The 24,341-nt window shown below is 71.1% G+C and carries 26 protein-coding genes and 1 tRNA gene; 14 read left to right on the forward strand and 13 right to left on the reverse strand.

Annotated elements, in window-relative coordinates; genetic code table 11:
* Positions 1 to 19 precede the first annotated feature (19 nt).
* On the forward strand, positions 20 to 796 hold the full coding sequence (locus ACIA47_RS28545) for a DeoR/GlpR family DNA-binding transcription regulator (protein ID WP_396711439.1): 777 nt from the start codon (positions 20 to 22) through the stop codon (positions 794 to 796).
* Positions 797 to 814: 18 nt separating this feature from the next.
* Here ACIA47_RS28545 and ACIA47_RS28550 read toward each other — a convergent pair whose 3' ends face one another.
* Together ACIA47_RS28550 and ACIA47_RS28555 are read right to left on the reverse strand one after the other, a co-directional pair.
* The gene (locus ACIA47_RS28550; RefSeq protein ID WP_396711440.1) at positions 815 to 1,141 is read right to left on the reverse strand and encodes a hypothetical protein; all 327 of its coding nucleotides are present in this window, start codon (positions 1,139 to 1,141) and stop codon (positions 815 to 817) included.
* Positions 1,138 to 1,410, reverse strand: a complete 273-nt coding sequence (locus tag ACIA47_RS28555) for a DivIVA domain-containing protein (protein ID WP_203121060.1) — start codon at positions 1,408 to 1,410, stop codon at positions 1,138 to 1,140. Before ACIA47_RS28555 ends, ACIA47_RS28550 begins: the two co-directional genes overlap by 4 nt.
* A 328-nt stretch (positions 1,411 to 1,738) precedes the next feature.
* Between ACIA47_RS28555 and ACIA47_RS28560 the strand changes: the two genes are divergently transcribed.
* Positions 1,739 to 2,602 (forward strand): helix-turn-helix domain-containing protein, encoded by an 864-nt coding sequence (locus ACIA47_RS28560; protein WP_396711441.1) that lies wholly within the window; start codon positions 1,739 to 1,741, stop codon positions 2,600 to 2,602.
* Positions 2,599 to 2,808, forward strand: coding sequence for a DUF397 domain-containing protein (locus ACIA47_RS28565; protein ID WP_396711442.1), 210 nt, complete (start codon positions 2,599 to 2,601; stop codon positions 2,806 to 2,808). The genes ACIA47_RS28560 and ACIA47_RS28565 overlap by 4 nt, the downstream gene beginning before the upstream one ends.
* On the opposite strand, the gene ACIA47_RS28570 is transcribed toward ACIA47_RS28565, so the two are convergent.
* Positions 2,805 to 3,419, reverse strand: coding sequence for a TetR/AcrR family transcriptional regulator (locus ACIA47_RS28570; protein WP_396711443.1), 615 nt, complete (start codon positions 3,417 to 3,419; stop codon positions 2,805 to 2,807). The two genes, ACIA47_RS28565 and ACIA47_RS28570, sit on opposite strands and share 4 nt — an antisense overlap.
* A gap of 47 nt (positions 3,420 to 3,466) precedes the next feature.
* Between ACIA47_RS28570 and ACIA47_RS28575 the strand changes: the two genes are divergently transcribed.
* Together ACIA47_RS28575 and ACIA47_RS28580 are read left to right on the forward strand one after the other, a co-directional pair.
* Positions 3,467 to 4,630: a glycosyltransferase gene (locus ACIA47_RS28575; protein WP_396711444.1), complete on the forward strand. Its 1,164-nt coding sequence runs from the start codon at positions 3,467 to 3,469 to the stop codon at positions 4,628 to 4,630.
* A 190-nt stretch (positions 4,631 to 4,820) separates the two neighbouring features.
* Positions 4,821 to 5,768 (forward strand): sporulation protein, encoded by a 948-nt coding sequence (locus ACIA47_RS28580; protein ID WP_112699442.1) that lies wholly within the window; start codon positions 4,821 to 4,823, stop codon positions 5,766 to 5,768.
* A 65-nt stretch (positions 5,769 to 5,833) separates the two neighbouring features.
* Here ACIA47_RS28580 and ACIA47_RS28585 read toward each other — a convergent pair whose 3' ends face one another.
* Together ACIA47_RS28585 and ACIA47_RS28590 are read right to left on the reverse strand one after the other, a co-directional pair.
* The gene (locus ACIA47_RS28585) at positions 5,834 to 6,211 is read right to left on the reverse strand and encodes a hypothetical protein (protein ID WP_238671514.1); all 378 of its coding nucleotides are present in this window, start codon (positions 6,209 to 6,211) and stop codon (positions 5,834 to 5,836) included.
* 179 nt (positions 6,212 to 6,390) lie between these two features.
* Complete coding sequence (locus ACIA47_RS28590; RefSeq protein WP_396711445.1) at positions 6,391 to 8,433, reverse strand: glycerophosphodiester phosphodiesterase family protein; 2,043 nt, start codon at positions 8,431 to 8,433, stop codon at positions 6,391 to 6,393.
* Positions 8,434 to 8,624: 191 nt separating this feature from the next.
* Between ACIA47_RS28590 and ACIA47_RS28595 the strand changes: the two genes are divergently transcribed.
* Complete coding sequence (locus ACIA47_RS28595; RefSeq protein ID WP_203121050.1) at positions 8,625 to 9,044, forward strand: hypothetical protein; 420 nt, start codon at positions 8,625 to 8,627, stop codon at positions 9,042 to 9,044.
* Between the two features lie 96 nt (positions 9,045 to 9,140).
* Here ACIA47_RS28595 and ACIA47_RS28600 read toward each other — a convergent pair whose 3' ends face one another.
* Positions 9,141 to 11,435: a HelD family protein gene (locus ACIA47_RS28600; RefSeq protein ID WP_396711446.1), complete on the reverse strand. Its 2,295-nt coding sequence runs from the start codon at positions 11,433 to 11,435 to the stop codon at positions 9,141 to 9,143.
* Positions 11,436 to 11,581: 146 nt separating this feature from the next.
* Between ACIA47_RS28600 and ACIA47_RS28605 the strand changes: the two genes are divergently transcribed.
* Positions 11,582 to 12,208 (forward strand): SGNH/GDSL hydrolase family protein, encoded by a 627-nt coding sequence (locus ACIA47_RS28605; RefSeq protein ID WP_203121047.1) that lies wholly within the window; start codon positions 11,582 to 11,584, stop codon positions 12,206 to 12,208.
* Positions 12,209 to 12,276: 68 nt separating this feature from the next.
* Here ACIA47_RS28605 and ACIA47_RS28610 read toward each other — a convergent pair whose 3' ends face one another.
* Complete coding sequence (locus ACIA47_RS28610) at positions 12,277 to 13,404, reverse strand: sigma-E factor regulatory protein RseB domain-containing protein (RefSeq protein WP_203121046.1); 1,128 nt, start codon at positions 13,402 to 13,404, stop codon at positions 12,277 to 12,279.
* 95 nt (positions 13,405 to 13,499) lie between these two features.
* Between ACIA47_RS28610 and ACIA47_RS28615 the strand changes: the two genes are divergently transcribed.
* Together ACIA47_RS28615 and ACIA47_RS28620 are read left to right on the forward strand one after the other, a co-directional pair.
* Positions 13,500 to 14,156: a response regulator transcription factor gene (locus tag ACIA47_RS28615; RefSeq protein ID WP_112585109.1), complete on the forward strand. Its 657-nt coding sequence runs from the start codon at positions 13,500 to 13,502 to the stop codon at positions 14,154 to 14,156.
* 74 nt (positions 14,157 to 14,230) lie between these two features.
* Positions 14,231 to 15,592 carry an ATP-binding protein gene (locus ACIA47_RS28620; protein WP_396711492.1) on the forward strand — a complete coding sequence of 454 codons (1,362 nt, stop codon included), beginning with the start codon at positions 14,231 to 14,233 and terminating at the stop codon, positions 15,590 to 15,592.
* Positions 15,593 to 15,897: 305 nt separating this feature from the next.
* Here ACIA47_RS28620 and ACIA47_RS28625 read toward each other — a convergent pair whose 3' ends face one another.
* On the reverse strand, positions 15,898 to 17,472 hold the full coding sequence (locus ACIA47_RS28625; protein ID WP_396711447.1) for a tetratricopeptide repeat protein: 1,575 nt from the start codon (positions 17,470 to 17,472) through the stop codon (positions 15,898 to 15,900).
* Positions 17,473 to 17,529: 57 nt separating this feature from the next.
* Entirely contained in the window at positions 17,530 to 17,991 is a 462-nt protein-coding gene (locus ACIA47_RS28630) for a MarR family transcriptional regulator (protein ID WP_203126885.1), read from the reverse strand.
* Between the two features lie 48 nt (positions 17,992 to 18,039).
* On the opposite strand from ACIA47_RS28630, the gene ACIA47_RS28635 reads away from it, so the two are divergent.
* A complete protein-coding gene (locus ACIA47_RS28635) occupies positions 18,040 to 18,561 on the forward strand; it encodes a VOC family protein (RefSeq protein WP_091400855.1) in 522 nt (173 codons plus the stop codon).
* A gap of 24 nt (positions 18,562 to 18,585) precedes the next feature.
* Positions 18,586 to 19,470, forward strand: a complete 885-nt coding sequence (locus ACIA47_RS28640; RefSeq protein ID WP_396711448.1) for a hypothetical protein — start codon at positions 18,586 to 18,588, stop codon at positions 19,468 to 19,470.
* 267 nt (positions 19,471 to 19,737) lie between these two features.
* Here ACIA47_RS28640 and ACIA47_RS28645 read toward each other — a convergent pair whose 3' ends face one another.
* From ACIA47_RS28645 to ACIA47_RS28655, 3 genes are all read right to left on the reverse strand, one after another.
* Positions 19,738 to 19,917, reverse strand: a complete 180-nt coding sequence (locus ACIA47_RS28645) for a DUF4236 domain-containing protein (RefSeq protein WP_030333600.1) — start codon at positions 19,915 to 19,917, stop codon at positions 19,738 to 19,740.
* Between the two features lie 246 nt (positions 19,918 to 20,163).
* Complete coding sequence (locus ACIA47_RS28650) at positions 20,164 to 20,619, reverse strand: RrF2 family transcriptional regulator (protein WP_396711449.1); 456 nt, start codon at positions 20,617 to 20,619, stop codon at positions 20,164 to 20,166.
* 7 nt (positions 20,620 to 20,626) lie between these two features.
* A complete protein-coding gene (locus ACIA47_RS28655; protein ID WP_203119165.1) occupies positions 20,627 to 21,619 on the reverse strand; it encodes an AraC family transcriptional regulator in 993 nt (330 codons plus the stop codon).
* A gap of 202 nt (positions 21,620 to 21,821) precedes the next feature.
* Between ACIA47_RS28655 and ACIA47_RS28660 the strand changes: the two genes are divergently transcribed.
* Positions 21,822 to 22,598, forward strand: a complete 777-nt coding sequence (locus tag ACIA47_RS28660; RefSeq protein WP_203119167.1) for a glucose 1-dehydrogenase — start codon at positions 21,822 to 21,824, stop codon at positions 22,596 to 22,598.
* 114 nt (positions 22,599 to 22,712) lie between these two features.
* On the opposite strand, the gene ACIA47_RS28665 is transcribed toward ACIA47_RS28660, so the two are convergent.
* The gene (locus ACIA47_RS28665) at positions 22,713 to 23,144 is read right to left on the reverse strand and encodes an SsgA family sporulation/cell division regulator (protein WP_007457244.1); all 432 of its coding nucleotides are present in this window, start codon (positions 23,142 to 23,144) and stop codon (positions 22,713 to 22,715) included.
* Between the two features lie 294 nt (positions 23,145 to 23,438).
* Here ACIA47_RS28665 and ACIA47_RS28670 point away from each other — a divergent pair, with 294 nt between their 5' ends.
* Together ACIA47_RS28670 and ACIA47_RS28675 are read left to right on the forward strand one after the other, a co-directional pair.
* Positions 23,439 to 24,083: a PGPGW domain-containing protein gene (locus ACIA47_RS28670; RefSeq protein ID WP_396711493.1), complete on the forward strand. Its 645-nt coding sequence runs from the start codon at positions 23,439 to 23,441 to the stop codon at positions 24,081 to 24,083.
* Positions 24,084 to 24,133: 50 nt separating this feature from the next.
* A tRNA-Val gene (locus ACIA47_RS28675) sits at positions 24,134 to 24,205 on the forward strand.
* The last annotated feature ends 136 nt before the right edge of the window (positions 24,206 to 24,341 follow it).

A 24,341-nucleotide genomic window follows, 5' to 3' on the forward strand; every position in this document is an offset into this window, starting at 1 on the left:
CGCGAAGGAGGTTCCCCACATGCTCGCCCAGCAGCGGCAGACCGCCATCCTCGATCTGATCCGCCAACGTGGCGGGGTGCGGGTGAGTCACCTGGTCAGTCGGTTCGGCGTGTCCGACATGACGATCCGGCGCGACCTGGAGGTGTTGGCCGAGCGCGGCCTGGTCGACAAGGTGCACGGCGGCGCGACCCTCGCCGGGCCCGGCTCGGCCGAGGAACCCGGCTTCGCCGCGAAGTCGATCCGCCAGCAGGTGGAGAAGCGGGCCATCGCCGAGCGGGCGGCGACGATGGTGGAGCCGGGGATGGCCATCGCGCTCTCCGCCGGCACCACCACCGCCGCGCTGGCCACGCTGCTCTCCGACGTACGCGGGCTGACCGTGGTGACCAACTCGATCCCGGTGGCCGACGCGCTCTACCAGAACCCGCGCGCCGACCAGACCGTCGTGTTGACAGGTGGCATCCGCACCCCGTCGGACGCGTTGACCGGGCCGGTGGCCGAGGCGGCGATCAGTGCGCTCAACGTCGACCTGCTCTTCCTCGGTGTGCACGGCCTCAGTCCACGGACCGGGTTTACCACACCCAACCTGCTGGAGGCCGGGGTCAACCGCTGCCTCATCGGCGCGGCCCGCCGGCTCGTGGTGCTCGCCGACCACACCAAGTGGGAGACGATCGGCATCGCCACCATCGCCCCGCTGGAGGCCGCCGACGTGCTGATCACCGACCGTGGGCTGCCGACAGAGGCCCGTACCACGATCGGCGAGCAGGTCGGCGAGCTCGTCATCGTCGAGCCTGACTGAGGCCGTTCCACGATCGATCTAGGGATCGTCGACGGAACAACAGGCATCGCCGTGGTCGGCCTTCCGCCTGCAGCGGCGGCGATCGGGCATGATCCGGTCGCAGAAAACCCAGTGTCGTACGTGCTGCGCGTCCTCGACCGAGACGGTGGTGCCTCCGACGTCGACCTGCGGCGTGGAGGCCAGCGACCGGGCGAGCGTCCGCGCCAGGTCCAATGCCCCGGCCAGGTCGGTGACCGCCACCGGCACATGGATCACATGTCGAGGCATCTCCGTGTACGCCTCGACGGCGAACCGCGGCAACGGCGTGAAAAGCCCGCTGTACTGGTGCTCCCATCCAGGGCTCACGACTGACGCCGCTCGGACCAGGCGCTCTGCCAGTCGCGCAGCGCGCGCTTGACCCGGGCGTTCTCCTCGGTGAGCCGAGCCACATCGTGGTGCAGCGTCGCCAGGTCGAGGGCGATGCGGTGCAGGAAACGTCGTACCTCAGTGGGGTCCAGGCCCCGTCGGCCGAAACCGACGACGGTGAACTGCCGGTCGCGGACCTGACTCGGGTGCAGCCGAGCCAGCCGAGCCCCGCCGTGGAACGTGCCGTCGTAAAGCGTCCCTCGGGTCATTCATCACCTCGCGCGTCGTCGACCGATGGGCGGGTCAGGGTCGCGAAGGCGCCCTTTGCCGTGGTAGGTATTCGTTCAAGTCGGTTCGGAGCCGGGATTCGCACATCCCGACGCTCCAGTTGAGACCCGACGAGAGCCGGTATGCGCCTGCCACTCGCGAGGCCGTCTCTCGTCACCTTCTCGGCTGTTGGCACAGCCGCGGTTGCCGTGTTTGCACCGGGCGTCCCCGGGGGCCGGCGATCACCTCACCCGAAGGCCACGTTTCCAGTCGCTCGGAACTGGAGCAATGGTTCCTACGCGGCCTCGCCAACGAATCGAGAGGTGGACCATGCCGCACAAGCCGTTCATCCGGACCCTCCGTGCGCAATGGCTGGGTCAGCAATTGCGGACCCTGCGGGAGGAGCGGGGGATGACGTTGAAGTTGGTCGCTGAGCATCTGCAACGCGACATGTCAGCGCTTGGTCGGTACGAACGCGCGGACTGGCCGATCCGCAAGGGTGACGTGATCGCGCTGTTGGATCTCTACGGATTTCACCACGCAGCCGAGCGGGCCCGTCTGCTGGCGCTTGCCGAGGAGGTTTGGCGCACCGACCGGTGGGACGAGGACTACGGCGACGTCGTGGACGCCTCCTTCATCGAATACCCCTGGCTGGAAGGTCGCGCGGAGCAGGTCTGCTGCTTCCATCTCACCCTGGTCCCCGGGCTGCTTCAGACCCGGGAGTACGCCGAGGCGGTGATTCGTAATGCGGCAGAACCGGGAGCTGCCGAGGCGACGATCAACCGCTGGGTCGACCTTCGAATGACCCGTCAAGAGGTTTTGAGGCGACGCCGACCACTGACGATTTCTACTGTGATAGACGAAGCTGTGCTGCGCCGGATGGTCGGCGGGCCGGAGGTGTTACGCCGACAACTGCACCACCTCACGCAGGCGCAGCGATTGGGCAACGTCGCAATCAGAGTGATGCCGTGCGGGGTAGCCCTGCACCAAGGGCTCGACGGTACGTTCTGGATATTCCGGCTGCCAGAGCCGTATCCTGCGGTTGCCTACGTCGAGTCTTTGGGAGGGCGGCTCTACCTGGAGTCGCCGAAGGCTGAGCGCTTCGTTCGCGCCTATGGGCGTCTGCTGGATTCTGCGCTCAGCGAGAGTGAGTCAACGAAGTTGATCACGAGCATCGCGGAGGAGTTGTCATGAGCGAGAGCGTGTCCGAGGTGGCTTGGCACATCAGCAGCAAGAGCGACAGCAACGGTGGTAGCTGTGTCGAGGCGGGGCCGGTCCTGGATGGTTCGCGTCGAGTGGCGGTGCGCGACAGCAAGGATCGCGCGGCGGCAACCCTCGTCTACCCCGCCGAAGGGTGGACCGCGTTCGTCCTCGGGATTAAGGACGGCGAGTTCGGCTAGGGCCGGAGAAGTGACTCGGTGGCCCGGTCGACCAGCCAGCGCTCGGCCTCGTCGTACGACCAGCCACCCTCGTCGACGAGCTGTGGCCAGGAGTGCAGCCCGAAGTAGAACCAGAGCACCTGGGTGGCCTGTTCGACGGTGAGGCCCGGACGTAGGGCGGACAGTTCGTCGAGGCGTACCGCGCCGACCCGTAGCGCCTGCCGGTATGCCGCCGCGCCGTCTCGCGCCGCGTTCGCCGCGCTCGCCGTCATGCCCGGCGCCGCCCTCATCAGTTGGATCGTGTGCGGGCGGCTCTGGTGGCCGTACCGTGTCCCGGCGCCGATCAGCCGCACGACCTCGCCGGGGTCGGCGGCGACCGCGATGGCCGCCACGTTCTGCGCGGTCTCCGGGTCGTTCACGCCCGCCTCGATGAGCGCCCGCAGCAGCGTCGGCTTGCCGCCGACGCTGGTGTAGACGGTCGCCACGGCAACCCGGGCGCGGGCGGCGATGTCGTTGACCGTCGTGGCGGCGTACCCCTGGGTGATGAACAGATCCTGCGCCGCATCCAAGATCAACTGCCGCGTTTGCTCGGCGCTCTCCTGGCGCCGACTGGCGCGGGTTCGAGCAGCCACCAGGGCACTCTACCGGCCCATCTCGTCAGAAGGGTATTCTGACGAGCATGCGAGTCCTCTTCTCGAACGTGCCATCTTTCGGGCACTTCCTCCCGCTTCTGCCCCTGATCCGCGCGTTCCGGCGTCAAGGCCACGACGTTGCCGTGGTGACCGCTGCGGGCATGACCCCGCTCCTCGCTCCCGAGGGCATCGAGCTGCTGCCGGCTGGCCCCATGCCGGATGTCCTCTTCGCCGAGGTGGGGCGAAAGCTGGGCATCAACCCCGCGACCGAGCCGATCCCGGAGGCGGTCGCCGAGTTCTTCGCCGGGGTCCGGGTCGACCTCACCGCCGACGAGGCGTTCGCGCAGGCGAAGAGCTGGCGGCCGGATCTGATCGTCAACGAGATGCTCGACTTCGTGGGGCCGCTGGTCGCCGCCGGTCTCGACGTACCGCTGGCCACCCTCGCCTTCGGGCCGGCGGTGCCGGCCGAGTTCACCGACCCGCTGATCGCGGTGGTCCGCTCCCGCTACGAGGAGCGCGGGTTGCCCGCGCCGCAGCGCGTCCAGGCCGGGCGGTGGCTGCTGGATACCTGCCCACCGGGGCTGCAGTTCGAGGGCTTCGCCGCACCGCAGGCGGTGGAGCGGATCGCGCTGCGCCCGGAACCGCACCAGGCCCCCGACGTTTCGACGGGCGGGCACACGCCGCCGGCCGGCGGGCGTCCCCGGGTGCTGGTCAGCTTCGGTACGGTCTTCGCCGACCCCGCCGTGGTCGGCCCGCTGCTGGGCGCCCTCACCGACGTCGACGTTGACGTGCTGGCCACGCTCGGCCTCGACGGCAAGCCGGAGGACTACCAGCTCGACTCGGAGCGGGTGGAGTTCAGCCCGTTCGTGCCGCTGGCCCAGTTGCTGGGGAACGTCAGCGCGGTCATCACCCACGGCGGCGCCGGCACCACCCTCGGCACGCTGGCCCGTGGCATCCCGATGGTGGTCGTACCCCAGGGCGCCGACCAGTTCATCCAGGCGGACCGGGTCGCCGCGTCCGGAGCGGGTCTTGCACTGATGCCCGGGCAGGCCGACCCGGCCGCCATCGCGGCGGCGCTGCGCCGGCTGCTCGACGAGCCGACGTTCACCGAGGCGGCTCGCCGGATCGGCGCCGAGGTCGCCACAATGCCGTCGCCCGACGAGATCGCCGAGCGGCTGCGCGCCGAGGTGATCGGCCAAGGCCAGGCTTGATCGACTCGGGTTCCCTGAAGTCGGGGTGTCCTGGTCGCCGGGACACCCCGACTTTCATGAACCGGAGTCGATCAACGGACGCCGGCCGTCCGGGCGCTTCACAGCCACCTCACAGGGGTGGTGGATAGGGTGCCGTCCGAGTCAACGTCCGACTCCAGCCTGGAGCGGACGGCGTCGCACAGGAGTTCCGATGGTCTTCAAGAAGATGTTGAGCGCGTTCGGTGTGGGCGGTCCCAGCGTGGACACCGTGCTGACCAACCCCAACACCCGGCCCGGCCTGACCCTCGACGGGCAGGTCAACCTCGTCGGTGGCGACGCTGAGGCAGCCATCGAGCAGGTGGTGATCGGCCTGGTCACGCGGGTCGAGGTCGAGGGGCACGACACCGAGTACGCGGGCACCATGGAGTTCCACCGCATGGCGGTCAGCGGGTCGCTCGTCCTCGCCCCGAAGCAGCAGCTCTCGATTCCGTTCCAGCTGCCGGTGCCCTGGGAGACCCCGATCACCGACGTGTACGGCCAGCGCCTGCACGGTATGACGATGGGTCTGCGCACCGAGTTGGCGATCGCCCGCGCGGTCGACAAGAGCGACCTGGACCAGGTGGCGGTGCACCCGCTGCCGGTGCACGAGCGGATCCTGGAGGCGTTCCAGCGGCTCGGCTTCCGGTTCAAGCACGCCGACCTGGAGCGTGGTCACATCCGGGGCGTGCAGCAGACGCTTCCGTTCTACCAGGAGATCGAGTTCTTCGCCTCCCCGCAGTACGCGAGCACCATCCGGGAGGTCGAGCTGACCTTCGTGACCAGCCAGCGTGGTGTGGAGGTCATCCTGGAGTGCGACAAGCGCGGCGGGTTCCTCAGCGCCGGGCACGACGCGTTCGGCCGCTACCAGGTGTCGCACACCGACGTTGACCGGGTGGACTGGGCGCAGGTCGTCGATGGTTGGCTGCGCGAGACCACGTCCCGCTACGGCAGCCTGCGCTCCCAGTACGGGCCGAGCCACGGCCACGGTCACAGCCGCGGGCACGGCATGGGCGGCATGGTGGCCGGCGCCGCGCTCGGCGTCGCCGGCGGCATGGTCGCCGGCGAGATGATCGAGGACGCGTTCGAGGGGGACTTCGGCGACTTCGGCGGCGACGAGTAGCGAGTCCACAAACGACGGCGGTGGCCTCCGGGAGATCCCGGAGGCCACCGTGCGCTGTGAACCGGTCAGTGCCGGGCCTTGCGCTCCTCGCTGCTGCGCCAGTTGCTGCCGGCCTTGGCGAGGCCACGGCTACCGAGGTAGCCAAGCGTCAGCAGGGTGATCAGGAACCAGGCGTTGTCGGCCCGGAAGATGTCCACCCCAGCGGAGTTCTGACCGACGACCTGCGACGCGCCCAGTACGGCGGCCACCGCGATCAGGTAGATCCAGAACTCGGTGGTCTTGAACGCCTGCTTGGTCTCCGTACCGGGTGCCTGCATGTCGTTGCGGCGCCCGTCATGCATCACCGGCATCTGCTGGGTCTGCATGTCCCGCATCTGAGCGGGATTCTGCGGGTCGTTCATGGGCCGGTTCGTCGGCCGGGTGGAAGCAGCCTGCGTGCTCATCTGGTCCTCCTCAGGATGCGATGAGTCGTACCTGCATTCCCTCGCCCCGCTACCGCGTTTCGGCCACGGCAGGGTTCGCTTTCGTGGCGGGGACAACCCCCGACTACCCGAGGCCCGGGAGCAGGTAACACCGATCGCCGGCCGGAAAAATCCGGGCCGGCGATCGGATGGTCGACGGGTCAGCGCAGGCCGTTGCGGATCGCCACGCGCACCAGAAGGCCCGGGTCGTCGGTGATGATGCCGTCGACGCCCAGGTCGATGACCCGCTGCATGACCCTCGCGTCATCCACGGTGTAGGGAATCACCTTCAGGTCGTACCGCGTCTGCAGGGTCCGAACGTCCGGTCCGTGGAAGTATGCCGGGTTCTCCCGCAGGTACCAGTCGGTCGAGGTGACGGTGCCCTGCTTCGGGTCGTGCACCTGCCAGTTGGCGGAGACCGTGCCGGCGCCCGCAGCCTGCGTCAGCTTGCCGAGGTCCTGGTACTTCCACCAGTCCAGTCCGCCCGTCCACGGGCTCTTCACCAACGGGTTGCCGTAGACCGCCTCGAGCGAGCACTCGTCGGCGAGGGTCGCGCACTCGGCCGGGCCGTACTGCCAGACCAGGCCGACCGTGCCGATCCGCCGGTCGAGCTGCCGGGCGTACGTGATGGTGCGCCAGTCGAACGACTGGATGGTGGCCCGGCTGGTGAAGCCGGCCCGCTGGATCGCGTCGACGAGTTTGCGGGTGAAGCTGCGGTACGGCTCGGTGTCGTTCACCACCGGACTGATCTTCGTTTCGATGTTCATTCCGATGTCGGTGCGGCCACTCGCCTTCACCAGGGCGAAGACCTCGTCCAGGGTCGGGATCCGGGCACCGGGCGCGGGCACCTGGGCGGGCAGCTCGGGCAGCGTCTTCGTGCCGCAGTCCACGGTCTTGAGCTGCGCCAGTGTCAACTCGTGCACCGGCTTGCCCACGTACGGGAACTTCCGGTCTCCCGGGCGCACCGGGGCGGTGTCGACGCAGTGCGACCCGTTGACGGTGCGATCGTGCAGCACCACGAGCTTGCCGTCGGCCGTCACGTTGGTGTCCAGCTCAAGGGTGGAGATGGCCCGGTTGGACAGCGCGTTCGCGAACGCCGGCAGGGTGTTCTCCGGCCGGGTGGCCCGACCGCCCCGGTGCGCCTGGATGTCGAACGGCGCGGCGTACGCCTTCGGCAGCCGGTAACCACGCTGCGCCAGCACACCGCGCAACCGGTCCGGGTAGTCGGTGATGAGGCCGTCAACCCCGTCGTCGATCAGTTTGGTCATGGTCGGCACGTCGTCGACCGTCCACGGGATCACCTTGATCCCGTAGCGGTGCGCCTGGGCGACCATCTCCTTCGTGACGTACGGCTTGTAGCCCGGGTCGGTGACCGTGCCGTTCTGCGGGGACCCGTGCACTGGGGAGAAGGCGCTGGCGCCGAAGCTGCGGATCGCCTTGATCGGGTCGCCGCCGAAGTCGTCGATGTCCAGCCCGCCCAGCCACGGTGACGCACCCGGCTGACCGGTCTGGAGGAAGTCGTAGTTGGTCAGGGCGACCAGCGGCAGCTTCGGTTCGACCTGACGCATGCGCATCAGCGCGCCCCAGTCGAAGCTCTGGATGGTGACCTGCTTGAGCAGCCCGGCGGCGCGGATCTCGGCCGCGGTGACCCGGACGAACTGCTCGCGGGGGGCGGTCTCGGTCGGCGCGCCAGCCTCGACCTTGGTCTCGACGTTGAGCTTCACGTCCTTCGCCCGGTAGCGGTTGACCAGCGCGAAGACCTCACGCAGCAGCGGCATCCGGGCACCCGGGACGGCGAGCTGGCCGGGCTTGTCCGACAGCGTCTTGGAACCGCAGTCGAGTGAGCGCACCTGGGCCAGGCTCAGCGTGTTGATGTACTTCCCGACGTACGGGAACTCCGGGTCGCCGGGCGTCACCGGGGTGGTGTCGACGCACTTGGTGCCGGTGACCTTGCGGTCGTGGGTGACGACGGCCTGACCGTCCTCGGTGATCTGCACGTCCAGTTCGAGGGTGCTCACCCCGAGCTGGAGGGCGTTGCCGAAGGAGGCGAGGGTGTTCTCCACCCGCAACCCGAGGCCACCTCGGTGGGCCTGCACGTCGAATGTCCGGTCCGGTCGTGGCTTCGCCTGGGCGGGCACCGCGAGCCCGGTCGTCACCGTCGCGGCCACCAGGGCCGCGACGGCGGTACGGCGTACTGTGCGCACGCTGTCATCCCCTCCTGCCGGCAGGCATCTCCCACCGGTCGCGGGACAGCATGGACATCTCGGGCTGCGGGCAGGCGGCCAGCGGGCGGCGTGACGGTGAACCGCCGTGGACGACCTCCCGGTCACGCCGGGTTTGGTCGGCCGGTGGCCGGGCACGCAGTCAGTTCCACAGCTTCTGCGAGGTGATGGACGTGCGTGAGGACGACATGCGGCAGGACGCCGCCCGCGAGGCCGAGGATCGGATCGCCGGTGGCGTGTACGGCAAGGGCGCCCTCGACGAGGTGACGGTGCCCCGCACCGATGTGGAGAGTCAGATCCAGCGCGATGACCCGTTGGATCCGGCGCACGAGCGGATCGACCCACAGGTGCTGCGGGACGGCGGCCCCGTCGGCGGGCAGGGCGCGGTGACCACCACCGGTGGCACCGCCGGGCCGGCGAGCGTACGCCGGGTGGCCCGACAGCCGGAGCGACACCCGGGCACTGTCGCGCCGACCACCACCGGTGATGCCACCACCGGCGGCCTGAACACCCCGATGGGCGGTGGCACCAGCGACCAGTCCACGTCGGCGACCGGCCCAGCGAAGTCCATCAGGGACAAATCCAACGACTAACCACCCAACCGCCCCCTTGGCGGCGTGATCATGAGGTTGACGTGGACTGTGATCTCCAACAGCCACGTCAACCTCATGATCGACTTAGCGGGTGGGTTAGCTTGCCGGCCTCAGGACGCCCAGGCGTTGGGTCGCGCGGGTCAGGGCTACGTACAGGTCGCTGCGCCCGCGGGGGGACTCGGCCACCATCCGGTCCGGGTCGACCACCAGCACCGAGTCGAACTCCAACCCCTTGGCCTGCGCGACGGTCAACACCACCACCCGGCTCTCCAGCTCCGGATGCTCGCCGACGGCGGCCTCCGGCAGGGCGGCGGTCACCGCCGCACCCAACTCGCCCACCCGGCTGGCGGGAACGAGCACCCCGAGCCGCCCCTCGGTCAGCCCAGCCGCCTCCCGGGTGGCCTCGGCGACCAACTCCGCCGCCAACCGACCGTCGGGCACCGTCCGGTCCCACGGCGGTACGCCGCTCTCCCGCACCGATCGCGGCGGCCGCAGTGCCGGGTCGATCTCGGCCAGTACGTCGGCGGCGACCGCCATGATCTCGGCGGGAGTGCGGTAGCTGACAGTCAGCTCGGTGAGCCGCCACCGCTGCTCGACGTACGGGGCGAGGGCGTCCGCCCAGGACGGCGTGCCGCTCAGGGCGCTGGTCTGCGCCACATCCCCGACGATCGTCATCGACCGGCTCGGGCAGCGACGCATCAGCAGTCGCCAGGCCATCGGCGAGAGTTCCTGCGCCTCGTCCACGATCACGTGGCCGAACGCCCAGGTGCGGTCGGCGGCGGCCCGCTGCGCGGTGGTCAGCCGGTCGGCCTCTTCCTGCCGCTCCAACAGCCGATCCGCGTCGATCAGGTCGGTCACGCCGAGGATCTCACCGCCCTCGGCCTCGTCCTCGACGTCGATCGAGCGGGAACCCCGGGCGATCTCCAGCACGCCCTCGGCGTACTCCCGTTCCATCATCCGGATGCGGTCCCGCCGGGCGGCGGCGGCGCGTTCGTCCTCACCGAGCAGTTCGGCGGCCTCGTCCAGCAGCGGGACGTCGGCCGGCGTCCAGCCACCGCTCTCGCGTCGCAGCAGCGCCCGCTCGTCCTCGCTGAGCATCGGCGCGGCGGCGGCGATCCGGTCCGGGTCGGCGTACAGGTCCGCGAGCAGCCGCTGTGGGGTGAGCACCGGCCACAGCCGGTCCAGGGCGGCCTGGATCTCCGTCTCCTCGCGCAGCTCGCGGCGGATCTCGGCCCGGTCCGCCTCGTCGAGGAGGTTGTCACCGCCGAGCGGGTCGGCGCCGATCCGCTCGGCCACCTGGTCCGCGAGCGCGTGCACGATCTCCACGTCGAACAGCGCGCGGGCCAGGTTGTGCGGTCGGTCGGCGCGGCGGACCCGGTCCCGGGCCGCGCGCACGATCTCCGGGTCGAGGGTCAGCGTCTCCCGCTCGACCTCGATCTCCAGCGGCTCGTCCGGCACCCACTGCCGGTCCCGCACGGCCAGCGCCAACACCTCGGCCAGCACCGCCCGGCCCTTGAGCGCCGCGGTCTCGGCCGGCTCGGTCCGTTGGGCGCTCACCCCGGGAAAGAGATCACCCTGGGTACGCAGCAGCACACCGGTCTCGGCCAGCGTCGGCAGCACCTGGGAGATGTAGCGCAGGAAGGTCGCGTTCGGGCCGACCAGCAGCACGCCACGGCTGGAGAGTTCGCGGCGGTGCGTGTAGAGCAGGTACGCCGCCCGGTGCAGCGCGACAGCGGTCTTGCCGGTGCCGGGGCCACCCTGGACCACCATCACGCCCGGGAGCTCCGCGCGGATGACCTCGTCCTGTTCGGCCTGGATGGTCTCGACGATGTCGCGCATCCGGCCGGTACGGCCCGCGTTGAGCGCGGCGAGCAGCGACGCCTCACCGGTCAGTTCCTCGTGGGCGCCGGGGGAGGCGGTGTCGATGTCGAGCACCTCGTCGTTGAGCCCGGTCACCTTGCGCTGCCGGGTGCGCAGGTGCCGGCGACGGCGCACGCCCTGCGGGTTCGCGGCGGTGGCGAGGTAGAACGGGCGGGCGGCAGGGGCCCGCCAGTCCATCAGCAGCGGGTCGTAGTCACCACTGGTGTCGAAGATGCCGATCCGGCCGATGTAGCGGCGGGAGTCGTCGTCGCCGTCGAGACGGCCGAAGCAGAGCCCGTTCTCCACGGCGGAGAACTGTTCGACCTGATCGGCGTACATCGCTACCGAGCTGTCGCGCTGCGAGCGGTCCTGGAGGGTGCCGCCGGTGTTGTGCAGCTCGGCGGTGAGCCGGTGGGCGGCCTGCTCACGCAGCTCGTCCAGCCGGTTGTAGAGCATCGAGACGTACTCCTGCTCGCGACCGATCTCGTCGTCGAGCGGCAATTCGCCGGAACCGCCGGAGTGCCTTGACAAGCCGTCTCCCTAAAGATTAGAATCCTTTGCAGGAACGGCTTTTAGCCGTTCTTTTTTGTGCCTTCGAACTGTTGAAGATAGCGCGTTCCGCCGGTTCTCACCAAGCCGGGCTGTCCGGCGCGCCGGTGATCGCGAGGTGGCGGCGGATGATCCTGCGGACCGGGCAACGGGTGGTCTTCATCGGGGACAGCATCACCGATTGTGGTCGACGCGACGTCGCCGCGCCCTATGGCAGCGGATATGTGAGTCTCGTGCGCGCCCTGGTCGACGCGCGGCACCCCGAGTTGGAGCTGGAGTGGATCAACCGGGGTGTGGGCGGCGACACGGTGCGGGACCTGGCCGCCCGCTGGGACGACGACGCCATCGCCGAGCGCCCCGACTGGCTCGCGGTGCTGATCGGCATCAACGACATCTGGCGGCACTACGGTGACCGGCCGGATGAGGCAGTCGGCATCGAGGAGTACGAGCGCACCCTGCGTGACCTGCTCCGTCGGGCGGTCGCCGCCACCGGCTGCCGACTGATCCTCGGTGACCCGTTCTTCATCGAAGCCGACCGGAGCGTCCCGCAACGCGCCGACACCGACCGGTACGCGGCGGTCGTGGCGGGGCTGGCCACCGAGTTCGACGCGGTGCACGTGCCCAACCAGGCGGCGTTCGACCGGGTGCTGGCGGTGAGTCCGGCGACGCGTTGGGCCGACGACCGGGTCCACCCGCACCTGCCCGGCCACGCGGTCCTCGCCGACGCGTACCTCACCGCCCTCGGCGTCTCCTGACCTCGGCCCGACCCACAGCGAAGCGCCGGGCCGACCGTGAGGTCGACCCGGCGCGAACACCGCGGAGATCAGCCGCGCGCGGCCTGGTAGAGCCGCTCCGGCGTCACCGCTCCGGCCAGCACCCGGCCGTCGTCGGTGAGCAGGACGCTGAACAGTTTGCTGGTGAGGAGCCGACCGCTGCCCCAGTCACCGCTGACCGCCGGCAGCCCGCCGAGCAGCTTCGACATGTCCAGGTCCGGCCCGGCGCCGGCCGGGGGAGCGGCCGGCTTCGCGGCGGGCTTCCGGCCGACATCGGCCCCGTCGAGGCGGCCAACCAGCACTGTCGTCCAGCCGTCGCCCACCGCGCGGACCTGCGGGTCACCCGTCGGCTTGACGTGACCGGGCTTGCCCGTCGGGCGCTCGGCCTTCTCCTCGTTGACCGTCACGCCGGGCGGCGGGTTGAAGCGGAACTGGTCAGCGTCGGGGCGGCGGTAGTCGACCTGCGTGAAGGCCACCTCGAACGCCGGCCGGTCGCTGCCCTTCGCGAGCACCTCGAAGCGCAGCGGCACGTGCTGCTTGGCGTCGATGGCGATCCGCAACTGGTGCACCAGGGAGTCCTGGTCGCGCGGCTGGAGCACCAACTCGTACGCGTCCCGGCCGGCGACGGTGGCCGACCGGCCCACGCTGACCTCGGTGCTCGGGTCGATCGCGTCCAACGCCAGGTCGGCGGCCTGCTGTGGGGTGGCCGGCAGGCTCGCCGCCGGCTCGGGGGCGGGTTTCCAGGCCCCGGCGTCGTCGCCCAGCGTGCGGTGGGTGGCGGTGTTGCTGCGGCTCTGCCACGTCCACAGGTCCCGGCCGTTGCGGATGATGTCCTGCTCGCCCAGGGTGTCCATCAGCGCGACCCGCTGCTTGTCCGGCCCGGAATACCAGACCCGCAGGGTGTGGGTGCCGGTCAGCAGGGTGGTCAGTTCGTTGCCGGGAACCAACCCGACGAGGGGCGGCAGGCCGAGGTCGGCGCGTTGCACGACGGTCCCGGACAACCCCTCCAGCCGGGATGTCTGCAGGTCGACCAGGAGCTGAGCGGCGGTTCGGGGCGGCAGGCTCGGCTCGGCCTCGGCGGCGAACGTGCCGATCGCCGCGCCTCCGCCGATGACGGCGACGGCCGCGGTGGCCGGGACCAGCCAACGAAGGACGGGACGGCTTCTCAGGACGGACATGGTGGCACCTCCTGCGGCCATCTTGCCCCCTCCGTGCTGTGAACGCGCTGAGGACAGCGAACCGCGCCGATTGACCCGGGTGGCACCCTTGAGCTGTGCGAGTGCTGGTGGTGGAGGACGAGGCCCGGTTGGCGGCTGCCCTGCAACGCGGTCTCCAGGCGGAGGGGTTCGCGGTGGACGTGGCGGCAACCGGCCCGGCGGGCCTGGACGCGGCCCGGCACGGCGGGTACGACGCCATGATCCTCGACGTGATGCTGCCCGGCCTCTCCGGGTACGAGTTGGTCCGGCGGCTGCGCGCGGAGCAGCACTGGTTGCCGGTGCTGATGCTCTCCGCCAAGGACGGCGAGTACGACCAGGCCGACGGCCTCGACTGCGGCGCCGACGACTACCTGACCAAGCCCTTCTCGTACGTGGTGCTGCTGGCCCGGCTGCGGGCCCTGCTGCGTCGGGGCGCGCCGGAGCGCCCGACCGTGCTGGCGGTTGGTGACCTGCGGCTGGACCCGGCCCGCCGGCGGGTGACCCGGGCGGACGCCGAGGTGGCGCTGACCGCGCGGGAGTTTGCGCTGCTGGACTACCTGATGCGCCGGCCAGGCCAGGTGATCTCCAAGGTCGAGTTGTTGGACCACGTCTGGGACGCCAGCCTGGAGACCGCGCCGAACGCCGTCGAGGTGTACGTCGGCTACCTGCGCCGCAAGCTGGGCCGGGACCGGCTGGAGACGGTCCGGGGCGCCGGCTACCGGCTCGCGACGTGACCGCCGACGGCCCGGCACCCATCCGTCGGGTCAGGCTCGGCTGGATGCCGGTCCTCGGGCTGCGTGGGCGCCTCATGGCGATCGGTGTGGTCGGCCTCACCATCGGGCTGGCCCTGGGCGGGGTGGTGTTGCTCGGCGCGCTCAGCTTCGTGCTCCAGCGCACGGTCGACACCGAGGCGTTCCGCACCGCCGACGCGGTCGCCCTGCTCGCCGCCGAGGACGCGCTGCCCGACCCGCTGCCGGTGGCCGGGGGGCAGGTTCGCGTGCAGGTCGTCGACGGGCAGGGACGGATCCGGGCGGCCTCGATCGACGCCGACCGTCTGGTGCCGATGGTCCGCCCGGAGCGACTGAACCGCGACGGCCGGCAGCGGCTGGAGGTGCCGGCCGAGCGGGTCGGGCTCGTCGGCCCGGTCCGGGTGGTCGCCGTACCCGCCGGCAGCGCGGCCGACCCGCTCACCGTGCTGGTCGCCCGCTCGATGGCCGACGTGCGGCACAGCACCCATGTGGTCCGGACCATCCTGCTGGTGGCGTTCCCACTGCTGGTGGCCGTGCTGGCCGGGGTGGCGTGGCGGGTGGTGGGGGCGACCCTGCGGCCGGTCGAGGCGTTACGTCGAGGTGCCGAGGAGATCACCGGGAGGGCCGGCGCCGGCCGGCTGCCGGTGCCGGCGTCGGCCGACGAGATCCACCGTCTGGCGGTCACCCTCAACGGCATGCTGGGCCGGCTGGAGTCCGCCCGTGTCCGGCAGCGGGCCTTCGTCTCCGACGCCGCCCACGAGCTGCGCAGCCCGTTGACCAACATCCGGACCGAACTGGAGGTGGCCCAGCGCCTCGCCGACCGGACGGACTGGACGGCGGTGACCGCCAACCTGCTCGCCGATACCGACCGGCTGAGCCGCCTGGTCGACGATCTCCTGCTGCTGGCCCGCCTGGACGAGACTCCGCCGGCCCGGGGGACCGGCCCGGTGGAGCTGGGCGCGTTGCTGACCGAGGTCGCCGCCCGCTATCCGTCACCGCCGGTGCGGGTGACGCCGCCGGCGGGCCCGCTCTGGACGATCGGCACCGTCGAGGAGTTGCGTCGCGTGCTGGCCAACCTGCTCGACAACGCGGTACGGCACACGCAGGGTGATGTCGTGCTCGCGGCCGAAGCGACGTCGACGACGACCGGGTCTGGCGTCGGGGCGTACCACCTGGTGACGGTGACCGACGACGGCCCGGGCGTCCCGGTGGCCGACCGGGAGCGGGTCTTCGACCGGTTCACCCGGCTGGATGACGGACGGGCCCGCGACGACGGGGGCGCCGGCCTGGGGCTGGCCATCGTCCGGGAGCTGGTCCGACGCGCGGGCGGCAGCATCACCCTGACCGACCCGCCGGAGCAGCGAGGACTACGGGTGTGCCTGTTCCTGCCAGCGTTGCCTGCCGAGGACGGCCAAAGGTAGACGGTCCGTGACGGCAACCTCCCCCCAACCAGCCACCGATGCCCCCTTTGCTCTGCACCCGCGGACGCGACAGCTACGTAACGTCATGCTCGCCGACGCGTTCTGTAGCGGCGGTCGAGACGTTTCAGCTGCTCATCCGAGGTGGCGCGCATAGGTAAGCAGAGCAAAGCCTGGGCCGCAGTGTGGGCGGGGGCGCCTGGTGTGACGGTGTGTCACGGCGGGTTCGTCGGTGGACGGCTTACGCTGAGTGAGGTCTGCCGAGCGTGGCGGGCGGGGCATAGCGGGCAGGGGCAGTGGCTGGCGGGTCAGCGGCGGCTGGTGCAGACCTGCTTGGAGCGGGCCACGGTGTCGGTGGACCAGGCGACGGCGACGGTGAAGCAGAAGTCGTTGGTGCGGTTGAGCGCGTAGATGACGAAGCTGGTGGTGCCGGCGGGCAGCGTCGCGAAGATGTTGTGGGTTTGGCCGGTGCGGCCGCCAGCGATGACCACCGGACCCTCGCCGCCGGCCGGATAGGTCCAGTTCAGCGCGATGCTGTCCCGGTTGTCGCGCAGGGTCACCGCGCTGGGTGGGGTGCCGGGTGGCGCTGCGGCGGCAGCCGACGTGGGTGCCGTGCCGCCCGGGACGGGCGCGGTGCTGGCCGGCGGGCCGGTGGTGGGGGAGGCGCTGGCCGGCGGCGGGTTCGGTTCGTCGTCGCCGTCGACCCGGGCCACTCCGGCGATCACCGCTGCCGCGCCGAGGAGCACCACGACCACGCCGGCCACCAGCACCGGTACCAACCGGTTGCGCTGCTCCGGCGGCGCGCGGTGCACGGGCACCGGCAGCAGCCGCGACGGCGTGTACGGCTCGACCTGCGCGTACGGATCGGGCTGCGCGTACGGATCGGCGGGTCGGTGCAGCCGGTACACCCCGGGCTGCTCCTCCGTGCCTCCGGCCAGCCCGACCACCGACGGGGGCACCGGAGGGTCGGTGGGGTGGGGCGACGGCTCGGCCGCCGCTTCGGTCGACCAGCTGCTGCCCGTCGACCCGACCGCCTCGTCGGAGGGCAGCCGGGGGTTCGGCACCGCCCCGGCGTGGTGGGTTGCGGCTGCCTGCGGGTGGTAGGCGGATTCGACCGGCCCGTCGCCGTGCGGTGGGACGCGGGCGGCCGGCACGACCGGCGTGTCCCGAGCCGTTGGCGGGTTGTCGGCGCAGGCGTGGTCGGGACTGGCCGCCGCCCGGGCCAGGGCCGCCACCTGGGTGGCCAGCGGGTCGTCGGCGGGCAGGTGCTGGCGGCACAGTTCGCGGGCGAGCGCCAGGTTGTCGTGTGCCTCGGCGAACTGCCCGCAGTCGCGCTGCATCGCCCCGAGCCGCGCCAGCATCTTGATGCCGCTGGGGTGCCCGTCGCCGTACACCTCGCGGTGCAGCTCCCAGGCGTCCTGGAGGCGGTCGCGGGCCACCGTGCACTGGCCGCGCGCGTATTCGACGGTGGCCAGGTCGGCGTGCGCGGCGAGCACCCGCAGCGACTCCGGGCCGTCCTGCGCGGTCAGCTCGATGATGACTTCCTGGTAGAGCCGTGCGGCCCGGGAGTGGCTGCCCACCCGGTGCAGCACCGCGGCCAGAGTCGCCGCCGCGGCCACCGTGCGGGGGTCGGCGCGGCCGTGCAGGCGGGTGGTGGCCGCGTACGCGAAGGCGGCCCATCCGCGGGCCGAGTGCGGCTCGCCGAGGGCGATCAGCACCCGCGCCTGGAGGCTGGCCGCCTCGGCCAGCTCGGGGGTGGCGTTGGCCGGGCGGGGGTCGGCGTCGGTGAGCGCGTCGGACAGCAGCTGCTGTGCGCCGGCCAGATCGCCGGAGGACACGAGGTGGTGCGCCTGATCAGTCAGTTCACCGAAGCCGGAAGACACGCCCCATCGTGCTCATCCGACGACGGTAAGTACAAGACCCGCGCCGGTGTCGATTGGTCAGGATCCGGTCAGGTGCTCGGCCAGGGTCTCGCTGATTCGGCGCAGCTGATCGACCTGGGCGGGGCTCAACGCGTCGAACAGGTGTCGGCGTACCCCCTCGACGTGGCCGGGCGCGGCGGCCGCGAGGGTGGCGAACCCCTCGTCGGTGAGGATCGCGATCTGTCCGCGTCGGTCGGTGGGGCAGTCCTCGCGGCGTACCCAGCCGGCGGCCTCCAGCCGGGCCACGGCGTGCGAGAGCCGGCTGCGGGACGACCCCGCCGCTTGGGCCAGCTGGCTCATGCGCAGTTGGCGATCGGGGGACTCGGAGAGTCGGACCAGGATCTCGTAGTACGCGTGGGGCATGCCCGCGTCGCGTTGCAGGTCGCGGTCGAGAGTGTCCATCAGCGCCCGGGAGGCGGTGAGGTACGCGCGCCACGTGCGCTGCTCGTCGGGGTCCAACCAGCGGGTCATGACCGCCATCATACTCCGATGGTTGAATGTTCAACTAAACCGGGATAGTCTCGGGTCATGGGTATCCACCGGCTCAACCACGCGGTCCTCTACGTCAGTGACCTCGCCCGCAGCGTCGCGTTCTACCGCGACGTGCTGGGCTTCCGCCCGGTGGCGATGACCCCGGACGGCTTCCGGGGCGCCACCTTCCTCCAGGCCCCCGACTCCACCAACGACCACGACCTCGGCCTCTTCGAGATCGGCGCGGGCGCCGGGCGGTCGACCGCCGGCCGGTCCACCGTCGGCCTCTACCACCTCGCCTGGGAGGTGGACACGCTCGACGAGCTGGCCGCCACCGCCGAGCGGCTCGCCGCGGCCGGCGCGCTGGCCGGCACCTCCGACCACGGCACGACCAAGAGCCTCTACGGCAAGGACCCGGACGGTCTGGAGTTCGAGGTGGTCTGGCTGATCCCGGCCGACCTGCTCGACGACACCGCGCTGGCCGCCCGCAAGCAGATCGGTCGGCTCGACCTGGACGCCGAGCGGCAGCGTTACGGCGGGCAGACCCGGGGCGGGGTGGGGATCTCCGTCCCGGCCTGACCGCCCGTACGGTAGAACGGACCGATGCCGACCGACCGGACCACTGATTTCCTCCGCGAGCTGCTGGTCCGCCAGTTGACGACCTGGCTGCCCGCTGCCCTGCACCGCTCCCGGCGGGCCACCATAGCCCTCGCGGGCGCCGACGCGGGCAGCGCGGAGGCCGCGCTACACCTGGTCGCCATGCATGGCGACCAGGTGCGCGGCCGGCAGGTGACCGTGCTGGTGCTGGCCGACGCCGCCGCCGACCTACCGGCCCGACTCGGCCCGATCGAGGCGGAACTGCCCGCCGAGGTCACAGTGCACCTGCTGTCCGGCGAGCCGTACCGGCTGCCGGTCGCGGTGAAGGCCGCTGGGGCGGCCGGCGCGCCGCTGTTCTCCTTCGTGGACCTGCCCGGCGCGGTGACGCCGAAGCTGCTCACCGCCGCGACCAACGGCCGGACCGGAGAGCTGTTGCTGCACACCGGCGACAGCGCCCGAGACGTGCTCGTCTCCGCCGGCTTCCCCCTGGTGGCCGAGGTGGCACCGGTGCTCTCCGGCGGCGAGGCTGCCGGGGTGGTCGCGTTCGGCAGCCGCTCCGACCGGAGTCTGGAGGCGGTCCGTGACGCGCTCTGGGCGATTGGCGCGGACCTCGGCGTGCGCTACCGCGACCCGCTCGACCCGACCGGCACGACGGTCGACGTGGTCGGCGATCCCGACCTGGAACCGCTGGCCCACGAGCTGCTGGCCGAGTTGCGGGCGGGCGGGCCGCGGCCGGTCACCGAGCTGCGCCGGCACACCCTCACCGCGACCGTCTATCGGGCCGCCGACGCCAATCAGGCGCTCGCTGAGCTTGTCGACGCCGGTGCTCTACGACGCGATCGCGAGTCCGGGCGGCTGGCCGGCGACGAGATCATCACCCTGGCGCGCTGATCGCCCCCCACCCCCACCCCCACCCCACGCGATCTTGCACTTTCTGCTCCGGCATAAGGGTTGTTCCACGCAAAACGGCGACAGAAACTGCAAGATCGCCGAGCCGAGCCGAGCCGAGCCGAGCCGAGCCGAGCCGAGCCGAGCCGAGGCGGGGTGGGGTGGGGTGGGGTGGGGTGGGCCAGGCTGGGGTGGGGTGGGGCTGGCTGGGCGCAGACGCCGAGCGGGGTGCCGGTGAATCACCGGCACCCCGCTCGACTCCCGGGAGGCTTACGACCGGGACTTGTCCTGCTTCCAGCTCAGCGGACCCGGCAGGTCGACCCGGTGCGCACGGGCCTTGGAGTTCCAGGACCAGCGACCGATCTTGATGCTCCACGAGGAGAAGCCGTTCTCGGTGAAGTTCAGGATGATCGGACCGTACTTCTTGCGCTTGCGAAACATGAGGCCCATCGGAGGTCTCCCCTCGTCACCGTTCCCTGCCGTGTCGAGATCGAACATGCCCGAACCGACAACTTTTGAAACCCTCTCGCTGTCCGACCTGGACGGTCGCCCACCGGGCACCCCAATCTCTATCCACCAGATAGGTGTTGCGGCACGGTAAACGCTGCTCGTGGCGCTTTCTAACATCGGCAGCGATAGAAGTCTCATCTTCTGGAAGGCCGTTGACCGCTCGTTCCGATCCCGGGCAGCATGGGGTCAGCGCGGCTCCCACGCGTCGGGCAGCGCGGTGAGCTTGCGGACGTGCGCGGGCAGTCGACCGCTGACGATCTCGGCAAGGCTCACCTCGTCGACGACCCGCCGCACGGCGGCGCGGACCGCCACCCACAGGCCGGGCAGGTTCTCCGCCGAGCCCTCGTACCGGGTCTCCTCGGGGCGCTGCCCGCGTACCCCGGCCAGCGGGCCCTCGACGGCGCGCAGCACCGCGCCGACGGTCACCTCGCGTGGTGGCCGGGCCAGCGTGTAGCCGCCCTCGGCGCCGCGCTGCGCACGGACGATGCCGGCCCGGCGCAGATCCGCCAGGACCGCCTCCAGGAACTTGCGGGGCATGTCCTGCTCCGCGGCGATGGCCTGGGTGGGCAGCAGCGAGGGGTACGCGGTGGCGAGGCTCAACGCCGCCCGTACCGCGTAGTCGCCGCGCGCGGAGATCTGCACTCTGCCATCATGCCCGCCCGGTGCCGCCCGGCCCTCCGGCGGGCGGCCCGGACCTCGTGGCGTGCCCGCCGTTGGCGGGTTCGCCCGGGGTGCCGGGGCGGAACCAGCCGCCGTTGACGCCTGTCGACTCGGCCGGCGGTCGAGGTCGGACCACCCGGCCGGCCACCGGTTGATCCCGGGCGGCCCGGAACACGCCGGGGCTGACCCCGACCTCGCGGGTGAAGAAGCGGCCGAAGTTGGTGGGTTCGGAGAAGCCGAGCCGCCGGCCGATCTGGGCGATCGGCTGGTCCGTCGCGGCCAGTAACCGGCTGGCCTGCAACGCGACCCGCTCGTCGATGACCTGTTTGGCGCTGCGACCGGTGACGGCCAGGCAGGCGCGGGTCAGGGTCCGCACCGAGCAGCCGAGCTCCGCCGCATAGTCCTCCACCCGCCGGGTGTGCGGGTAGCCGTGCTCCACCTCGCGGCGGAACCGGTGGAACGTCTCGTCCTCGGGTCGGGACGGCGACCGGTCGTCGTGGGCCACGGCCAGCCGCAGCAGCAGCACGGCCAGTTGGTGCCGGAGCAGCGCGCGGGCGGTGGGGCCGTCGGGGTGCCGTCGACAGTCCACCGCCAACTGGCTCACCTCGCTGATCACCGCGTCCTCGTCCTCACCGGCCAACTGCCGCCAGGTCGCGGTCGCGGTCAGGTCGACGTCGAAATCGCGCAGCGCCTCGGGATCCCAGGCGACCACTGTGGCGTCGAACTGGGGGCCGGCGCAGCGCAGCACCTGGCCGGGGCGGACCCGAAGCAGTGTGCCGGGCCGGCACGGCAGCAGATGAAAGTCGAGTTCCGCGTCACCGTGCCCGCGCGTGGTGAGAATCAACAGCTCCCGCTCGACGATCACCGGCCGACGCCAGCCCGGGGCGCCGGCAAGATCGGCCAGCGCGAACGTGGCTATCTCGTCGGTTACGGGAGACGCCGTTCCGATCGATGGCGCGGGGGAGGAATCGGTGGAGACCATCGCCTGCGACGGTAGCCCGAACCGCAGGTCACCGCATCCCGATCGACGTTCGTAGCGGAATCCGCGGCAAGCTGCGGGCTTGTCCCGCTCCCGGCGGCCGGGCTACGTTACCCGGCGGTAGCGCCGTCGGTCCGCGGTTCACCCGGCATCCGCCGGCCGCTCGACCGACCGACGGCCCCCGCCGACTCGCGATGGGATGGGCATGACGCAGCTGTTTTCGGTCGAAGGTAAGACGGTCCTGGTCACCGGCGGCTCGCGGGGGATCGGGCTGATGATCGCCCAGGGCTTCGTCCGAGCCGGCGCACACGTGATCATCTCGTCGCGCAAGGCGGACGTCTGCGAGGCGGTCGCCACCACCCTGTCCGCCGAGGGTCGCTGCGAGGCCATCCCCGCCGACCTCAGCGACGACGGCGGCGCCGAGACGCTTGCCGCCGCCGTGCGTGAGCGCTTCGGCCGCCTCGACGTGCTGGTCAACAACGCCGGCGCGACCTGGGGCGCACCGCTTCAGGACTATCCCGAGGCCGCGTTCGACAAGCTCTGGGCGGTCAACGTCAAGGCCGTCTTCCGGCTTACCACCGCGCTGTTGCCGGCGCTGCGCGCCGCCGCCAGCGCCGACGACCCGGCCCGCGTGATCAACATCGGGTCGATCGACGGCATCCGGGTGCCGATGATGGAGGTGTACGCGTACTCGGCCACCAAGGCGGCCGTGCACATGCTCACCCGCAGCCTCGCCCACCAACTCGCCGGTGAGCAGATCACCGTCAACGCGATCGCGCCTGGCCCGTTCGAAAGCAAGATGATGGCGTTCGCGCTCGACGACCCGGCGAGCCGGGCGGCCATCGAGCAGCAGGTGCCGCTGGGCCGCATCGGGCGCCCCGAGGACATGGCCGGCACGGCCATCTACCTCTCGTCGCGCGCCGGCGCGTACCTCACCGGGGCGGTCATTCCCGTCGACGGCGGCATCACCACGCACGGCTGAGCACCGGCCGACCCGGGGCGCACTGTCCGCGTACACCTCGGGTGTGTGCCGGGGCCGCGCGGACTCGGCAGATCCGCGCGGCCCCGGTGTGGCCGGTGTTGCCCGTTCGGGTGGTCAGCGACCGGCGAGCAGCCGGTTCACCGCTGTGTCGACGTCCAGGTGCTCGGCCTCACGACCGCGCGGGACGACGACGTAGGTCCGTCGAAGGAAACGCACCAGGACGCTGCGCGGCACCTCGAAGAGGGCGTTGCCGTCCGGTGACGAGAGGGCCAGCGCGACGAAGTCGCCGCGCGGTGTGGCCCAGGGCCAGACCCGCACATCCCCGATGCCGGCCGGCTCGTCCAGGCCGGTGACCAGAAGTTCGCGAGCGAACGACCAACTCACCGCCTCGCCCCCGGCCGATTCGGCATGGAACAGGACATGGACCGCATACGGGTCAGCAGGGTCGTAACGCAGACTGGCACGCACCGGCAAGGCGGTGGCGTCAGGTGCGACGAGCCTTAGCGACGTCTCGACCTCTACGGTCGTCGGTCGGATGACACTCATGGACGTTCTCCCCCCGGCACCGCTGCGGAACGCGCGTGTCCCGCTTTTCCCATACTCAGGTGCTACTCCTGGCTACGCTCCGCCATACGCTGACTTCACCCAGTGGTGGGAAGGGGGACGGAAAGCCCGCGTGAATGTGAGCATTCATGTAGGATTTCCGGTTCTGCCCAGTGCGTGATCCCGCCCGGTATCGGGTGGCTCAGTCGTCGACTTACTCCGGTAACGTCCAGTCGGCCGTTGCAGTGACGGGCCCGAGCGACACTGGGGGGTGAAATGGTGACGAAGCAATCCTCAGTGGATCCGGCGGCGGCGCCCGGCCCGCCGAAAGTCGCGGCCCGAGCAGCCGAAAAGCGGGGGTACGGAGTGCCGATGGAGCAGCCCGAACGGGCCGGTCGGCCGGCGTCCGACGCCGGTCGTCCAGGTGGTGATGGCGCCGGTCGTGGTGGCGACGCCGCCGTTGGTCGTGGCACCGGTGGCGGTGGCGGTGGCGACGCCGACGCTGGCCGTGGTGGCGGAATCGCCGTGCAGGAGCGGCCGCGCCGGCCCCGCTGGCGTGAGCGGATCTCGCTGACCCTCGACCTCATCCGCGCCAACCCCACCGGCCGGATCGCACTCAAGATCTTCATCGCGATCGCCGGGGCGCTGGTGGTGACCATCGGCATCGCCCTCATCCCTCTCCCCGGGCCGGGCTGGCTGCTGGTGATCGCCGGCCTGGGCATCTGGGCCGTCGAATACCACTGGGCGCGCCGGCTGCTCGGCTTCACCCGCCGCCACGTCCACGGATGGACACGCTGGGTAACCAAACAGTCGCTGTTGGTGCGAATCGTGCTCGGCTCCGTCGGCCTGGTCTTCGTGGGCACGGTGGTCTGGCTGTCCCTCAAGTACAGCCTCGGCATCGACGTGGTGGCCGAGGCGATGCACTACCTCGCGACCCACTGACCCCGGATTTCCGGTCCGGTTCCACGATCGGGTAGAGTCAGTGGCGCTGAGGGCGATTAGCTCAGTGGGAGAGCGCTTCGTTCACACCGAAGAGGTCGCTGGTTCGATACCAGCATCGCCCACTCTCAGTTTGTGCAGCTCAGAAGCCCGTTACCGGAGTCATCGGTAACGGGCTTTGCCGTATGTGCTGCTTACATTGGGAGCAGATTGGGAACAGCGCGGCCGGCTCTGGGTTCGGACCGCCATCAACCGACCGGC

Origin of the sequence: Micromonospora sp. NPDC051227 (assembly GCF_044455385.1) — a bacterium.
GTDB lineage: Bacteria > Actinomycetota > Actinomycetes > Mycobacteriales > Micromonosporaceae > Micromonospora.

What these genes read in the sequence shown, in the direction of transcription:
- ACIA47_RS28545 (WP_396711439.1), top strand. Translation starts at nt 20, where the DNA reads ATGCTCGCCCAGCAGCGGCAGACCGCCATCCTCGATCTGATCCGCCAA.
- ACIA47_RS28555 (WP_203121060.1), bottom strand. Translation starts at nt 1,410, where the DNA reads ATGACCCGAGGGACGCTTTACGACGGCACGTTCCACGGCGGGGCTCGG.
- ACIA47_RS28560 (WP_396711441.1), top strand. Translation starts at nt 1,739, where the DNA reads ATGCCGCACAAGCCGTTCATCCGGACCCTCCGTGCGCAATGGCTGGGT.
- ACIA47_RS28565 (WP_396711442.1), top strand. Translation starts at nt 2,599, where the DNA reads ATGAGCGAGAGCGTGTCCGAGGTGGCTTGGCACATCAGCAGCAAGAGC.
- ACIA47_RS28575 (WP_396711444.1), top strand. Translation starts at nt 3,467, where the DNA reads ATGCGAGTCCTCTTCTCGAACGTGCCATCTTTCGGGCACTTCCTCCCG.
- ACIA47_RS28580 (WP_112699442.1), top strand. Translation starts at nt 4,821, where the DNA reads ATGGTCTTCAAGAAGATGTTGAGCGCGTTCGGTGTGGGCGGTCCCAGC.
- ACIA47_RS28585 (WP_238671514.1), bottom strand. Translation starts at nt 6,211, where the DNA reads ATGAGCACGCAGGCTGCTTCCACCCGGCCGACGAACCGGCCCATGAAC.
- ACIA47_RS28605 (WP_203121047.1), top strand. Translation starts at nt 11,582, where the DNA reads ATGATCCTGCGGACCGGGCAACGGGTGGTCTTCATCGGGGACAGCATC.
- ACIA47_RS28610 (WP_203121046.1), bottom strand. Translation starts at nt 13,404, where the DNA reads ATGTCCGTCCTGAGAAGCCGTCCCGTCCTTCGTTGGCTGGTCCCGGCC.
- ACIA47_RS28620 (WP_396711492.1), top strand. Translation starts at nt 14,231, where the DNA reads ATGGCGATCGGTGTGGTCGGCCTCACCATCGGGCTGGCCCTGGGCGGG.
- ACIA47_RS28630 (WP_203126885.1), bottom strand. Translation starts at nt 17,991, where the DNA reads ATGGCGGTCATGACCCGCTGGTTGGACCCCGACGAGCAGCGCACGTGG.
- ACIA47_RS28635 (WP_091400855.1), top strand. Translation starts at nt 18,040, where the DNA reads ATGGGTATCCACCGGCTCAACCACGCGGTCCTCTACGTCAGTGACCTC.
- ACIA47_RS28640 (WP_396711448.1), top strand. Translation starts at nt 18,586, where the DNA reads ATGCCGACCGACCGGACCACTGATTTCCTCCGCGAGCTGCTGGTCCGC.
- ACIA47_RS28645 (WP_030333600.1), bottom strand. Translation starts at nt 19,917, where the DNA reads ATGGGCCTCATGTTTCGCAAGCGCAAGAAGTACGGTCCGATCATCCTG.
- ACIA47_RS28655 (WP_203119165.1), bottom strand. Translation starts at nt 21,619, where the DNA reads ATGGTCTCCACCGATTCCTCCCCCGCGCCATCGATCGGAACGGCGTCT.
- ACIA47_RS28660 (WP_203119167.1), top strand. Translation starts at nt 21,822, where the DNA reads ATGACGCAGCTGTTTTCGGTCGAAGGTAAGACGGTCCTGGTCACCGGC.
- ACIA47_RS28665 (WP_007457244.1), bottom strand. Translation starts at nt 23,144, where the DNA reads ATGAGTGTCATCCGACCGACGACCGTAGAGGTCGAGACGTCGCTAAGG.